A 13672-nucleotide genomic window follows, 5' to 3' on the forward strand; every position below is an offset into this window, starting at 1 on the left:
AGAAAACAAAAAAGGGCGCTATCAAGCGCCCTTTCTTTTTGCCTGCCGATTGAAGAATCAGCCCAACTCAATGATCTCGTAATCATGAGTGATGGCAACGCCCGCAGCGCCCAGCATGATCGAGGCCGAGCAGTACTTCTCCGCCGACAACTCGATGGCCCGCTTGACCTGGGCTTCTTTCAACGCCCGGCCCTTGACGACAAAGTGCATGTGGATCCTGGTAAACACCTTCGGGTCTTCGGTGGCACGCTCGGCTTCCAGGAATGCTTCGCAGCTTTCCACCGCCTGGCGGGACTTCTTCAGGATGCTCACCACATCGAAATTGCTGCAACCGCCTACACCGAGCAGGAGCATTTCCATCGGGCGTACGCCCAGGTTGCGGCCACCGGCCTCCGGCGGGCCGTCCATGACCACCACGTGGCCACTGCCCGACTCACCGAGGAACATGGCTTCGCCCGCCCATTGGATGCGTGCCTTCATCGCCCAGACTCCACTGCTAAAAAAGGGTCGCCAGCTTAGCACAGCACTTTGGGCCGGCAGCGTTTCCCATGAAAGCGATCAACAGCAGGGTTTGCTGGGTAAATTCCCTAATGAAGTCAGAATGTGTCTGTTAAGCTGGCGCCAAATCAATGGCGCATTGCCATCCATTGGATGATGTAGCTTAGCCGTTGATCGCGCTGGATAAAAAAACAAGCTCACCAACACCGTGCAGTCTTTTCGGGATACAACCATGGTTGCTATTACTCCCACACCCAAAATCAAGAACCTCGACAAACTGCTGATGCATTGTCAGCGCCGGCGTCATCCGGCCAAGCACAACATCATCTGCGCGGGCGAGCGCTCGGAATCCCTGTTCTTCATTATCAAAGGCTCGGTCACCATCCTGATCGAGGATGACGATGGTCGCGAAATGATCATCGCCTACCTCAATACCGGTGATTTCTTCGGTGAACTCGGGCTTTTCGAACAAGCCGGCAAGGAACAGCAACGCAGTGCCTGGGTGCGGGCCAAGGTCGAATGCGAAGTCGCCGAGATCAGCTATACGAAATTTCGCGAACTGGCCCAGCAGGATCCCGACATTCTGTACGCCCTGAGCGGCCAGATCGCACAGCGCCTGAGAGACACCACGCGCAAAGTCGGCGACCTGGCGTTCTTCGACGTCACCGGCCGGGTTGCCCGCTGCCTGCTGGAGTTGTGCAAGCAACCGGACGCCATGACCCATCCCGACGGGATGCAGATCAAGATCACCCGCCAGGAAATCGGGCGGATCGTCGGTTGCTCAAGGGAAATGGTTGGCCGTGTGCTCAAGGACCTGGAGGAACGCAACCTGGTGCATGTCAAAGGCAAGACCATGGTGGTCTTCGGTACGCGTTAAACCGGCAGGAAACTCGCAAGCATCTGACGGTACAAAGTATCAAGCCGGGCAATCGCATCTGGCGCCGCAAAGGCTTCGTGCAGGGCGATGTGGCTTTCGGCGCGCACCCGTTGTTCCAGGCCGCATGCTTCATTGAAGCGATTGACCGCGGCGATCAACTCGACGCGATCGTCATCCAGCAGCAACGCACCATGCACCAACCCCACCGGGCGCCCGCCACTCTGGCGCCAGCGCTGGGCGGTACCGACCATTTTGCGACCATCAAGGTTGACGTTGTAGCGACCGTCGCAAAACGCACCGTCGATCTCGCCCACCGACGCGTTGCCACCCAACTCGGTCAGCAGGTCGCAAATCGGCTGGCACAGACGCTGGTAGCCGGTTTCGATACGGCCCTGGTCACCTTCACTGCGTGGTGGCGCGTAGACCAACGCGATATTGACCGTGGCTGCCGATTGCGGAACCGGCTCGCCGCCCGTTTCCCGCAGCAGCACCGGCCAACCGGCATCTGCCGACACCTGGCTGGCGGTCTCGAATGCCGGAAGGCGGCTCAAACGACGAGGCATCACCAACGCCTGATCGCTGGGCTGCCAGAACAGCAGGCCGAACGGTTGCTCGCCGGCACAGACCGCGGCGAGCAAATCCTGCTCGGCCTTAAGGCCTGCCTCGACCGTCATCGCCACCGGCTGGGTCATGATCAATCCAGGGTCGAGCCACTGACGGCAACGCCACGCTCCGGGAAGAACAGGCGCTGCAATTCAGCCCCCGGGTTCTCGGCACGCATGAAGGTTTCGCCGACGAGGAACGAGTACACGCCGCTGATTTCCATCAGTTCCACATCGGCGCGATTGACGATGCCGCTTTCGGTGATCACCAACCGGTCGCGCGGGATGCGCGGCAACAGGTCGAGGGTGTTTTCCAGGCTGACTTCGAAGGTGTGCAGGTTGCGGTTGTTGACGCCCACCAACGGTGTGTCGAGGGTTTTCAGCGCGCGTTCCAGTTCATCACCGTCGTGCACTTCCACCAGCACGTCGAGGCCGACGCTCTTGGCCACGGCCGCCAGTTCAGCCATTTTCACGTCATCCAGTGCGGAGACGATCAACAGCACGCAATCGGCGCCCAAGGCACGGGCTTCGACGATCTGGTACGGGTCGACCATGAAATCCTTGCGGATCACCGGCAGCGAACACGCCGCACGCGCTTGCTGCAGGTACAGGTCGGCACCCTGGAAATAGTCGATATCGGTCAACACCGAGAGGCACGTCGCGCCGCCCTTCTCGTAGCTTTTGGCGATGTCTTCAGGGATGAAGATCTCGCGAATCACGCCCTTGCTCGGCGAAGCCTTCTTGATTTCAGCGATAACGGCCGGCTGTTTTTCCTTGGCCTGCTTGATCAGCGCATTGGCGAACCCACGCGGTGCATCGGCGGTTTTCGCCAGGCCTTCCAGCTCAGCCAGGCTGACCCGGGCACGGCGCTCGGCGACTTCTTCTGCCTTGCGGGCCAGGATTTTTTCCAGAACGGTCGGAACACTCATCCTTCATTCTCCACTTTGAACACCGCAGTAAACGCACCCAGTTCTTCGAGCTTTTCGCGCGCCAGCCCGGTATGCAATGCATCATGAGCGAGGGCAACACCCTCTTTAAGACTGTAGGCGTGATCCGCGGCGTACAGCGCCGCACCGGCGTTGAGCACAATCATTTCTGCGGCTTTCTGGCCGTTTTCGGTCTTGCGGCGTCCCAGGGCATCGCGAATCAGTTCAAGGGAGGCGGCCGGGCTTTCTACGGCCAGGCCGTGCAGGCTCTGGCTTTTCATGCCGAGGTCTTCTGGCTCGACCCAATACTCGGTGACCTGGTCGTTCTTCAACTCCGCCACGAAGGTCGGTGCCGCCAGGCTGAACTCGTCGAGGCCATCCTTGGAGTGCACCACCAGCACGTGCTTGCTGCCCAGGCGCTGCAGGACTTCAGCCAATGGCCGGCACAGCGCCTGGCTGAACACGCCCACTACCTGATGCTTCACACCGGCCGGATTCGTAAGCGGGCCGAGCATGTTGAACAGGGTACGCAGGCCCAAGTCCTTGCGCGGGCCGGCGGCGTGTTTCATCGCGCCGTGATGGGACTGGGCAAACATGAAGCCGATACCGACATGATCGATGCAGCGCGCCACTTGTACCGGGGTCAGGTTCAGGTAGATACCTGCTGCTTCCAGCAAATCGGCGCTGCCGCTTTTACCCGACACCGCGCGGTTACCATGCTTGGCCACGGTGCAGCCGGCAGCGGCCACCACAAAGGAAGAAGCCGTCGACACGTTGAAAATGTTCGCACCGTCGCCGCCGGTGCCGACCACGTCGACCACGCCGTCGAGGGTCTTGAGTTCAACCTTGTCGGCCAGCTCACGCATGACCGACACAGCGCCGACGATTTCGTCGATGCTCTCGCTCTTCATGCGCATGGCCATCATGAACGCGCCGATCTGCGCGTCGGTGCATTGACCGGTCATGATCTCGCGCATCACATCGCTCATTTCAGCGGTGCTCAGGTCCAGATGGCCGACGATACGGCTCAGGGCAGTCTTGATATCCATGAAAAGTCCTTAGCGCGTGCCGCCGCTCTGCTTGAGAAAGTTAGCGAACAGCTCGAAGCCCTGCTCGGTCAAAATCGATTCCGGGTGAAATTGCACCCCTTCGACGTTCAGTGTCTTGTGACGCAGGCCCATGATCTCGTCGACCGAGCCATCTTCCAGCTGGGTCCAGGCCGTCAGCTCAAGGCACTCGGGCAGGGTTTCACGCTTGACCACCAGCGAGTGGTAGCGGGTTACCGTTACCGGCAGGTTCAAACCCTGGAATACGCCCTGGTGCTTGTGAAATACCGGGCTGGTCTTGCCGTGCATTACCTGGCGGGCGCGGACGACGTCGCCACCGAAGGCCTGGCCGATGGACTGATGGCCCAGGCACACGCCCAGGATCGGCAGCTTGCCGGCAAAGTATTGGATGGCTTCGAGGGAGATGCCCGCTTCGGTCGGCGTACATGGGCCTGGGGAGACGACGATGCGTTCAGGGTTCAACGCGGCGATCTGGGCCACGGTCAATTCGTCGTTGCGCACCACCTTGACCTCGGCGCCGAGCTCGCCCAGGTACTGCACAACGTTGTAGGTAAAGGAGTCGTAGTTATCAATCATCAGCAACATGTGGGTTAAAACCTCTTGAATTCACTGACTTCTAATGACGGCCTTCCAAGGGAGTGACCCGCTGCCAGACGCACTTTCCGGTTGCCGGGGTTGGCCGGCAAGGGGCGTTTAACAGAGGGTGAAGAAGGCAAATCGGTACAGGTCCGGCGGGGCCGGTAGAGAAAAGTTAGGCGCGCCAACGCCAACGGGCGTGTGCCTTGACTACTCGCATCAAGAGTTTGCTGATGATCAACACGGGGAGGGTCTCATTCATACGTTCAGGCACAGTAACGTAGCCTCGCCAACGGTGCAATATCGAGCCGCAAATACGGGGGAAACTGCCCGACTGATAATTGGCGTCAAACTTTTCAGAACCCTTCCAAGGGCGCTACAGTCACAGTGCTGACAAAAAAACAAAATCATGGACGGACTCATGACCAAGATGCCCTATTTCACCCCCATCGTCGGCTGCCTCTTGGCGCTGGCATGCTCGCAAGCCTTCGCCGCGCCCTCGCCTTATTCGACGATGGTCGTTTTCGGTGACAGCCTGGCCGACGCCGGTACATTTGCCGACCCTGGCGCACCGGGCTCAACCTATCGCTTCACCAACCGCACCGGCCCGCAATACTTCGACGGCAGCGGCGAAAGCACATCGCTGATCTCCTCGACGTTATTGGGCGGCAAGCTGGGGGTTGCCCCGGGCGACCTGAATGCCTCGACCTCGCCGGAGCGCGCCGCGCTGGGCCAGCCAGACGGCAATAACTGGGCCGTCGGCGGCTACACCACCCAACAGATCTACGATGCCATCACCGGTAACTCCACCGTCACCGACAGCGACACCGGGCAGGTATTGCGTACACGTCCCGGATACCTGGCATCAACGGGGGGCCGAGCCGACCCCAACGCGTTGTACTTTCTCTCCGGCGGCGGCAATGACTTCCTCGACGGCCTGGTCCTCAGCCCCGACCAGGCCTCGGCCGCAGCCGGGCGCCTGGCCGACAGCGCCCAGGCGCTGCAACAGGCTGGCGCCCGTTATGTAATGGTATGGATGCTGCCGGACCTGGGCCTGACACCTGCCGTCAATGGCACCCCGCTCCAAGGGGCCGTCAGCACCCTGGCCGGCGCGTTCAACCAGACCCTGGTACAGCGCCTGTCGCAAATCGATGCGCAGATCATCCCGCTGAACATTCCGTTGCTGCTCAAGGAAACCTTTGCCGATCCCGGGCGTTTTGGTTTTGCCACCGACCAGAACCTCAACCAGACGTGCTTCAGCGGCACCACCTGCAGGAATCCGGTGTATGGCGTCGGCGGCACCAATCCGGACCCGACCAAGCTGATTTACAACGACACCGTGCACCCGACCGAGGCCGGCCAGGTACTGATCGCCGACTACGCGTATTCGCTGCTGGCAGCCCCCTGGGAAATCACCCTGCTTCCGGAAATGGCCCAAGGCACCTTGCGCGCCCATCAGGATTCATTGCGCAACCAATGGCAAGCCGACTCCCGTAGCTGGCAGGCCGTGGGCCAATGGCGGGCGATCGTCGACGCTGGCGGCCAGCACCTGGACTTCGATGATCAGAACAGCTCGGCCAGCGGTGACGGCAGCGGCTATAACCTGAACATCGGTGGCAGCTACAGGGTCAATGACGAGTGGCGCGTGGGTGTGGCAGCAGGCTTCTATCGCCAGAGTCTTGAGGCCGGCGCCAGCGATTCGGACTACAAGCTCAACAGCTACCTGGGCACCGCGTTCGCCCAATATCAGGAAGATCACTGGTGGGCCGACGCCGCATTGACCGGCGGCAAACTGGACTTCGACAACCTCAAGCGCAAGTTCGCCCTGGGCATCAGCGAAGGCACCGAGAAAGGCGACACCGACGGCTGGCTATGGGCATTGAGCGCACGGGTTGGGTATGACATCGCCGAGCCGAACAGCGAATGGCACTTCTCACCCTTTATCAGCGCTGACTATTCGCGGGTCGAGGTGAATGGTTATTCGGAGAAAGATGCCCGTTCCACCGCGCTGACCTTTGATGACCAACAGCGCGACTCCAAGCGTTTGGGAATCGGATTACAAGCCAACTACCGCTTCACCCCGCAAACCCTGGTGTTTGGCGAAGTGGCCCACGAGCACGAGTTTGAAAACGATACGCAGCGAGTGGGCATGTCCCTCAACAGCGTGCCGGGGATTGATTTCAAACTGGACGGCTACACGCCACGCAGCAATTCGGATCGCTTGAACCTGGGGATTACCCACAAGGTGACCAAGGACCTGGCGTTGAACGCGGCCTATAACGTGAGAAAGGATGACAACTTTACCCAGCAAGGGCTGAGTGTCGGGGTGAGTCTGGATTTCTGACTCGGACTTGAAACTGACAAATACCAAATGTGGGAGCGGGCTTGCTCGCGAAAGCGGTGCGACAGTCGCCTTATATATCGACTGATACACCGCCTTCGCGAGCAAGCCCGCTCCCACATTTTTGATCTACGTCTGACTTCAGTCCTGCGGGGTCTGCTCAGCCAACGCCACCGCGCGGAACATCGCCCGGCGCTTGTTCAGCGTCTCTTCCCATTCCAGGGCCGGTACCGAGTCGGCCACGATCCCGCCGCCCGCCTGCACATGCAGTTCGCCGTCCTTGATCACCGCCGTACGGATCGCGATCGCAGTGTCCATATTGCCGTTCCAGGCGAAATACCCCACCGCGCCGCCATACACACCCCGCTTCACCGGCTCCAGTTCGTCGATGATTTCCATCGCGCGAATCTTCGGTGCGCCGGACAAGGTGCCCGCCGGCAGGATCGCCCGCAGTGCATCCATCGCCGTCAACCCGGCCTTCAGCTCGCCGGTGACGTTGGACACGATGTGCATCACGTTGGAGTAACGCTCGATCACCATCTTCTCGGTGAGTTTCACCGAACCGATTTCCGAGACACGCCCGGTGTCATTGCGGCCCAGGTCGATCAGCATCAAGTGCTCGGCGATTTCCTTGTCGTCGCTCAACAGGTCCTGTTCCAGCGCCAGGTCCGCCTCTTCGGTCGCACCGCGAGGGCGCGTGCCGGCAATCGGGCGTACGGTGATCAGGTTGTCTTCGACCCGCACCAGCACTTCCGGCGAACTGCCCACGACGTGGAAGTCGCCAAAGTTGAAGAAGTACATGTACGGCGTCGGGTTGAAACAGCGCAGCGCCCGGTACAAATCAATCGGCGCGGCCTTGAAGTCGATGGACATGCGTTGCGACGGCACCACCTGCATGCAGTCACCGGCAAGGATGTATTCCTTGATGGTATCGACCGCACGCTCGTAGTCATCCTGGGTAAAGCTGGAGCGGAACACCGGGTCAGCCGCCGGTGGACGGCTGAGGTCCAGGCCGCGACGCGGGGTGATCGGCTGGCGCAGTTTTTCCAGCAGCGCTTCCAGGCTCGCCTGGCCTTGCTCGAACGCATCGGCCTGGGAAGGATCGGCCAACACGATCGCGTGCATCTTGCCCGCGAGGTTGTCGAACACCACCACCGCGTCGGAAACCATCAGCAGAATGTCCGGCACGCCCAACGGATCGGGGTTCGGGGATTTGCCCAGGCGTTTTTCCACGTAGCGCACGCAGTCGTAGCCGAAGTAACCCACCAGGCCGCCGTTGAAGCGCGGCAGACCGGCGATGGTCGGCACGTTGTAGCGCGCCTTGAATTCCTCGACGAAGGCCAGCGGGTCTTCCACGTCATGGCTTTCGATCTCGACGCCGTCCAGGGTGATGCTCACATGGTGATCATGTACCCGCAGCACCGTGCGGCACGGCAGGCCGATGATCGAATAACGGCCCCACTTCTCGCCGCCCTGCACCGACTCCAGCAGATAGGAGTTGGGCTCGTCGGCCAGTTTCAGGTAGATCGACAGCGGGGTGTCGAAGTCGGCCAGGGTTTCGCAGGCCATGGGGATACGGTTGTAGCCGGCAGCGGCCAAACGCAGGAATTCTTCGCGGATCATGAGGTGCCTCGTGGCTTGAGGGTCTAACGGTCAGGTGTGCAAACGTGCCGCAGCGCGGCGAGGATCAGTCAGGCGCGCCAACGCCAGCGGGCCAGGGCCTTGATGACTTTCATCCAGAGTTTGCGAGTGACCACCACGATGGGATTTCCAGAAGGGGATGGAACAGCGTCGGGCAACGTTATCTCAGCGCCCGTTCCCAAGCAACCGGGGATTAACAGGCGCAGGTCATCAATCACCAGCGCCGGGGATTCTTCGGCAATCGGCCGGCCATGGTTGTAGCCGTAACTCAAGGCCACACACTTGACCCCCGCCGCTTTCGCCGCCAGCACATCACTGCGCGAATCGCCGACAAACAGCGATTGGGACGCCGGGATATTGGCCATTTTCATCACGAAGAACAGCGCGGCCGGGTCGGGCTTCTTCTGCGGCAAGGTATCGCCGCCGATGATCCAGCGGAAATACCGGCCGATCTTCATCTGGTCCAACAGCGGTGCGACGAAACGCTCCGGCTTGTTGGTGATCAGGGCCATTTCCACGCCCTGCTTGTGCAGCCATTTCAGGGTGTCGCGCACGCCGGGATAAACCACGGTCAGTTCGTGGCCGTTTTCGTAGGCCACGTTGAACAGCTCAAGCGCATGCTCGGCTTCCACATCATCGACACCCTCGGCCTCGATGTTGTTGGCCAAGGCCCGACGCACCAGCATCTGCGCGCCATTGCCGACCCACTCGCGCACCGACTCGATACCCGCCGGCTTGCGCCCCAGCTTGAGCAGCATCTGGTCCACCGCCGCGGCCAGGTCCGGCACTGAATCGATCAACGTACCGTCCAGATCGAACATCACCAGCCGTGGCAGTTTGCCGGGGAACAGTTGCTCAAAGCCACTCATGGACGCGCCAGCGCCAGTTCTGCACGCATCTTGGCGATCACTTCCTGATAGTCCGGGGCATTGAAGATTGCCGAACCGGCCACAAAGGTGTCGGCACCGGCCGCGGCGATTTCGCGGATGTTGTTGACGTTGACGCCACCGTCGATCTCCAGGCGGATATCACGGCCCGACGCATCGATCAGCGCCCGCGCTTCACGCAGCTTGTTGAGGGTGCCGGGGATGAACTTCTGCCCGCCGAAGCCCGGGTTGACGCTCATCAGCAACACCATGTCGACTTTGTCCATCACGTACTCAAGCACGCTCAGCGGCGTGGCCGGGTTGAACACCAGGCCCGCCTTGCAACCGCCCTCGCGGATCAGTTGCAGGGTGCGGTCCACGTGCAACGTGGCTTCCGGGTGGAAGGTGATGTAGGTCGCGCCGGCTTCGATGAAGTCACCGACGATGCGGTCCACCGGGCTGACCATCAAGTGCGCATCGATAGGCGCGGTCACGCCGTATTTACGCAGGGCGGCGCAGACCATCGGACCAATGGTCAGGTTCGGCACATAGTGGTTGTCCATGACATCGAAGTGAACGAAGTCGGCACCGGCGGCCAACACCTTGTCCACTTCCTCGCCCAGGCGGGCGAAGTCGGCGGAGAGAATCGATGGAGCAATGACGAAGGGCTGCATGACGCACCTTTTTGAGCTAAATCACGATGGCGCGCATTGTATACCTCATGCTTTGCCGCGCGCACCGTGACCTCGCTCAATGGTTAATAAGCTGCCCGGTAGATTTTCTCGATATCAGCGGCGCTGAGCTTGCGCGGATTGTTGCGCATCAGCCGCTCGATCCCCGCCGCTTCTACCGCCATGGCCGGGATCGCGTCTTCAGGCACACCGAAGCTGCGCAGGCCGGACGGAATCTCGACTGCGGCACACAGTCGCGTCATCGCATCGACGGCCTGGTCGGCGGCATCCACCGCACTCAACCCCGTGATATTCACGCCCATGGCCTCGGCTATCTCCTGCATGCGCTCCACACACGCCAGCTTGTTCCAGTGCATCACGTAGGGCAGCAGCAAGGCGTTGCTTACGCCGTGGGCGATGTTGAAACGCCCGCCCAACGGGTAGGCCAACGCATGCACCGCGCCCACGCCGGCATTCCCGAACGCCATCCCGGCCATCAGGCTGGCGGTGGCCATGTCGTCCCGGGCCTCAAGGTTGGCGGGGTTGGCGTAGGCCTTGGGCAACGCCTTGGCGATCAGTTTGATCGCCCCGATGGCCAGCGCATCGGTGATCGGCGAGGCATTCAGCGACAGGTAGGATTCGATGGCGTGCACCAATGCGTCCACCCCACTGGTGGCGGTGACGCTGCGGGGGCAAGTCAGGGTCATCTGCGGGCTGATCAGGGCCACGTCCGGCAGCAGGTAATCACTGACGATGCCTTTTTTCAGTTGCGCGACCTTGTCCGACAGAATCGCCACGTTGGTCACCTCCGAACCGGTGCCGGCGGTGGTGGGAATCGCGATCAGCGGCGGGCCTTTGCGCGGCACCTGGTCCACGCCGAACAGGTCGGCCAGGGCGCCGTGGTAACCGGCGTAGGCCGCCACGCTCTTGGCGATGTCGATGGCACTGCCGCCGCCGACGCCGATCAGGCCGTCATGCCCGCCTTCGCGGTAGACGCGCATGCAGTCCTCGACGATGGCGATTTCCGGGTCGGGCAGCACGCGGTCGAAAATCTCGTAGGTCCGTTCGCCCAGGTGTTCCAGCGCCAGCGCCACGGTGCCGGATTTGACCAGTGCCGCATCGGTGACAATCAGCGGGTTGTCGACATCCAGCCGCGTCAGCTCGGCGGCCAGTTGCTCGATGGCGCCTGGGCCGGTGAGCAGTTTGTGGGCGATCTTGAATGAGGAAGTACTCATGTGCGCGGCCTCTTATCAGTTATGGGCTGGCACAAGATTAGCTGACTTGGGCTGGTTGTCTTGCATTCAGCTACTGAATAGACACAAACCCAATGTGGGAGCGGGCTTGCTCGCTAAGGCGGTAGGCCAGTCGATATCTCTGTTGACTGACACACCGCCTTCGCGAGCAAGCCCGCTCCCACATTTTGATCTCTGTTTGGCTTTAGACCTGGGCCGTACGCAGTTTCTCGCTGCGCCCGCGCAGCCATTCCAGGGTCAGCAACAACACCACCGAGAACGCGATCAACAAGGTCGCTGCGGCGGCAATGGTAGGGCTGAGATTTTCACGGATGCCGCTGAACATCTGCCGTGGCAAGGTTGCCTGCTCGGGCCCGGCGAGGAACAGCGTCACTACCACTTCATCGAACGAGGTGGCAAAGGCGAACAGCGCCCCGGAGATCACCCCCGGGGCAATCAACGGCAAGGTCACCCGACGAAACGCCGTCAGCGGTGACGCGCCCAGGCTGGCCGCCGCCCGCACCAGGTTATGGTTGAACCCCTGCAAGGTCGCCGACACGGTGATGATCACAAACGGCACGCCCAGTACCGCGTGCACCACGATCAGCGAGAAGAAGCTGTTGCCCAGGCCCAGCGGCGCGAAGAACAGGTAACTGGCCACACCGATAATCACCACGGGCACTACCATCGGCGAAATCACCAGGGCCATCACCAGCGCCTTGCCGGGAAAGTGCCCCCGGGTCAGGCCAATCGCCGCCAGCGTGCCGAACACCATCGCCAGCACTGTAGCCGCCGGAGCCACGATGATGCTGTTCTTCAGGGCGCGCATCCATTCCGCCGAGCCGAAGAAATCCTGGTACCAGTGCAGCGAGAAACCTTGCAGCGGGTAAACCAGGAAACTTCCACTGTTGAACGACAGCGGGATGATCACCAGCACCGGCAAGATCAGGAACAACAGGATCAGGCCGCAGAGGATCCGCAAGCTGTAGAACCAGACCCGTTCCACGGGCGACATATAAGGGCTCAGCATCGCAACGGTCTCCTTAGCTCAGGCGCAGGCGGCTGGCGCCCACCAGCCAGTTGTAGATCAGGTACAGCACCACGGTGGCCAGCAGCAACAAGCCGCCCAAGGCCGTGGCCATGCCCCAGTTGATGCTGGTGTTGGTGTAGAAGGCCACGAAGTAGCTGACCATCTGGTCGTTCGGGCTGCCCAGCAAGGCCGGGGTGATGTAGTAGCCGATCGCCAAAATGAACACCAACAAGCAGCCGGCACCAACGCCTGCGTAGGTCTGCGGGAAGTACACGCGCCAGAAGCTGGCGAATGGGTGGCAGCCCAGGGAGATTGCCGCCCGCATGTAGGTGGGAGAGATGCCTTTCATCACGCTGTAGATCGGCAAGATCATGAAGGGCAGCAGGATGTGCACCATGGAGATGTAGACCCCCAGCCGGTTGAACACCAACTCGACGGGTTTATCGATCAGCCCCATGCCCATCAGCGCGCTGTTGATCAAGCCGCCGGACTGCAGCAACACGATCCAGGCCGCCACGCGCACCAGCACCGAGGTCCAGAACGGCAGCAGCACCAGGATCATCAGCAAATTGCTTTGCCGCGCCGGCAAGTTGGCCAGCAGGTAAGCCAACGGATAGGCCAGCAGCAGGCAGCACACGGTGATGACCAGGCCCATCCAGAACGTACGGGCGAAGATATCGAGGTAGATCGCCTGGTCCGGGGTGGCCGGGGCGATTTCGCCGAGGTCGTCGATGCGGTGATCGACGGCGGCCAGCAAGTAGTATGGCGTGAGGCTGCTGGTGTTGCGCCGGATCGCCTGCCAGTACGCCGGGTCGCCCCAGCGTTCGTCGAGGTTTTCCAGCGCTTCTTTATAGGAGGCAGGCGCTTCGGTGAACGGCAGCGCCCGCGCGGTTTTCGTCAGCAGGCTGCGATAGCCCGCCAGCTCCATGTTCAAGCGTTTGGAGAGGTCGCCCAGGGTCGAGTTTTTCCGGGCTTCGCCCAGGTCCTCGCTGATGGCTTGATACACCGGCTCGCCCGGCAAGCCACGACCGTCCCAGGCCGTCACCGCCACCACCGTGCGCGGCAGGCCGCCCACCACTTCCGGGTTGCCGACGCTTTTGTAGAGCAGCGCCACAATCGGTACCAGGAACACCAGCAGCAAAAACACCACCAATGGCGCGATCAGGGCCTGGGCCTTCCAGCGGTTGAGCCGCTCGGCACGCGCCAGGCGCTGTTTCAGGGTGGGGCTGGGAATGGCGAGGGCCATGGCGAACTCCGGATCGTAAAAAAGAATGCAGACCTGTGAAGGCCCACACCTGTGGCGAGGGGGCTTGTCCCCCGTTGGGCTGCGCAGCAGCCCCAGTAA

At 61.3% G+C, this 13672-nt stretch carries 13 protein-coding genes; 2 read left to right on the top strand and 11 right to left on the bottom strand.

The features are described 5' to 3' along the window. Positions 1–57 precede the first annotated feature (57 nt). Positions 58–480 (bottom strand): OsmC family protein, encoded by a 423-nt coding sequence (locus tag V6607_RS29855; protein ID WP_003210947.1) that lies wholly within the window; start codon positions 478–480, stop codon positions 58–60. A 250-nt stretch (positions 481–730) separates the two neighbouring features. Here V6607_RS29855 and crp point away from each other — a divergent pair, with 250 nt between their 5' ends. Further along, complete coding sequence (gene crp, locus V6607_RS29860) at positions 731–1375, top strand: cAMP-activated global transcriptional regulator CRP (protein WP_003210949.1); 645 nt, start codon at positions 731–733, stop codon at positions 1373–1375. On the opposite strand, the gene V6607_RS29865 is transcribed toward crp, so the two are convergent. From V6607_RS29865 to V6607_RS29880, 4 genes are read right to left on the bottom strand one after another with little or no spacing between them, the layout of a single operon-like run. Further along, positions 1372–2067 carry a lipoate--protein ligase family protein gene (locus tag V6607_RS29865; RefSeq protein ID WP_043226257.1) on the bottom strand — a complete coding sequence of 232 codons (696 nt, stop codon included), beginning with the start codon at positions 2065–2067 and terminating at the stop codon, positions 1372–1374. The genes crp and V6607_RS29865 overlap by 4 nt on opposite strands. A 2-nt stretch (positions 2068–2069) precedes the next feature. Beyond that, positions 2070–2906, bottom strand: a complete 837-nt coding sequence (trpC, locus tag V6607_RS29870) for an indole-3-glycerol phosphate synthase TrpC (RefSeq protein WP_003210953.1) — start codon at positions 2904–2906, stop codon at positions 2070–2072. Next, positions 2903–3952, bottom strand: coding sequence for an anthranilate phosphoribosyltransferase (gene trpD, locus V6607_RS29875; protein ID WP_003210955.1), 1050 nt, complete (start codon positions 3950–3952; stop codon positions 2903–2905). The genes trpC and trpD overlap by 4 nt, the downstream gene beginning before the upstream one ends. A gap of 9 nt (positions 3953–3961) precedes the next feature. Next, positions 3962–4555: an aminodeoxychorismate/anthranilate synthase component II gene (locus tag V6607_RS29880; RefSeq protein WP_134327403.1), complete on the bottom strand. Its 594-nt coding sequence runs from the start codon at positions 4553–4555 to the stop codon at positions 3962–3964. Positions 4556–4967: 412 nt separating this feature from the next. Here V6607_RS29880 and estP point away from each other — a divergent pair, with 412 nt between their 5' ends. Further along, positions 4968–6890, top strand: coding sequence for an esterase EstP (gene estP / locus V6607_RS29885; RefSeq protein WP_102606386.1), 1923 nt, complete (start codon positions 4968–4970; stop codon positions 6888–6890). 138 nt (positions 6891–7028) lie between these two features. Here estP and trpE read toward each other — a convergent pair whose 3' ends face one another. The 6 genes from trpE to V6607_RS29915 all read right to left on the bottom strand — a co-directional run bounded on the left by trpE (position 7029) and on the right by V6607_RS29915 (position 13573). Continuing rightward, positions 7029–8510, bottom strand: a complete 1482-nt coding sequence (gene trpE, locus V6607_RS29890; protein WP_003210962.1) for an anthranilate synthase component I — start codon at positions 8508–8510, stop codon at positions 7029–7031. A 68-nt stretch (positions 8511–8578) separates the two neighbouring features. Next, positions 8579–9397: a phosphoglycolate phosphatase gene (locus V6607_RS29895; RefSeq protein ID WP_003210964.1), complete on the bottom strand. Its 819-nt coding sequence runs from the start codon at positions 9395–9397 to the stop codon at positions 8579–8581. Continuing rightward, positions 9394–10068, bottom strand: coding sequence for a ribulose-phosphate 3-epimerase (gene rpe, locus V6607_RS29900; protein ID WP_003210966.1), 675 nt, complete (start codon positions 10066–10068; stop codon positions 9394–9396). The genes V6607_RS29895 and rpe overlap by 4 nt, the downstream gene beginning before the upstream one ends. 83 nt (positions 10069–10151) lie before the next feature. Continuing rightward, the gene (locus V6607_RS29905; protein WP_134327404.1) at positions 10152–11300 is read right to left on the bottom strand and encodes an iron-containing alcohol dehydrogenase; all 1149 of its coding nucleotides are present in this window, start codon (positions 11298–11300) and stop codon (positions 10152–10154) included. 202 nt (positions 11301–11502) lie between these two features. After that, positions 11503–12327: an ABC transporter permease gene (locus V6607_RS29910; protein WP_003210970.1), complete on the bottom strand. Its 825-nt coding sequence runs from the start codon at positions 12325–12327 to the stop codon at positions 11503–11505. Between the two features lie 13 nt (positions 12328–12340). Next, entirely contained in the window at positions 12341–13573 is a 1233-nt protein-coding gene (locus V6607_RS29915; protein ID WP_003210972.1) for an ABC transporter permease, read from the bottom strand. Positions 13574–13672 lie beyond the last annotated feature (99 nt).

This window comes from Pseudomonas sp. KK18 (assembly GCF_037094675.1).
Taxonomy (GTDB): Bacteria; Pseudomonadota; Gammaproteobacteria; order Pseudomonadales; family Pseudomonadaceae; genus Aquipseudomonas.

Coding starts and splice junctions, on each gene's coding strand:
- V6607_RS29855 (WP_003210947.1), bottom strand. CDS start 480: ATGAAGGCACGCATCCAATGGGCGGGCGAAGCCATGTTCCTCGGTGAG.
- crp (WP_003210949.1), top strand. CDS start 731: ATGGTTGCTATTACTCCCACACCCAAAATCAAGAACCTCGACAAACTG.
- V6607_RS29865 (WP_043226257.1), bottom strand. CDS start 2,067: ATGACCCAGCCGGTGGCGATGACGGTCGAGGCAGGCCTTAAGGCCGAG.
- trpC (WP_003210953.1), bottom strand. CDS start 2,906: ATGAGTGTTCCGACCGTTCTGGAAAAAATCCTGGCCCGCAAGGCAGAA.
- trpD (WP_003210955.1), bottom strand. CDS start 3,952: ATGGATATCAAGACTGCCCTGAGCCGTATCGTCGGCCATCTGGACCTG.
- V6607_RS29880 (WP_134327403.1), bottom strand. CDS start 4,555: ATGTTGCTGATGATTGATAACTACGACTCCTTTACCTACAACGTTGTG.
- estP (WP_102606386.1), top strand. CDS start 4,968: ATGACCAAGATGCCCTATTTCACCCCCATCGTCGGCTGCCTCTTGGCG.
- trpE (WP_003210962.1), bottom strand. CDS start 8,510: ATGATCCGCGAAGAATTCCTGCGTTTGGCCGCTGCCGGCTACAACCGT.
- V6607_RS29895 (WP_003210964.1), bottom strand. CDS start 9,397: ATGAGTGGCTTTGAGCAACTGTTCCCCGGCAAACTGCCACGGCTGGTG.
- rpe (WP_003210966.1), bottom strand. CDS start 10,068: ATGCAGCCCTTCGTCATTGCTCCATCGATTCTCTCCGCCGACTTCGCC.
- V6607_RS29905 (WP_134327404.1), bottom strand. CDS start 11,300: ATGAGTACTTCCTCATTCAAGATCGCCCACAAACTGCTCACCGGCCCA.
- V6607_RS29910 (WP_003210970.1), bottom strand. CDS start 12,327: ATGCTGAGCCCTTATATGTCGCCCGTGGAACGGGTCTGGTTCTACAGC.
- V6607_RS29915 (WP_003210972.1), bottom strand. CDS start 13,573: ATGGCCCTCGCCATTCCCAGCCCCACCCTGAAACAGCGCCTGGCGCGT.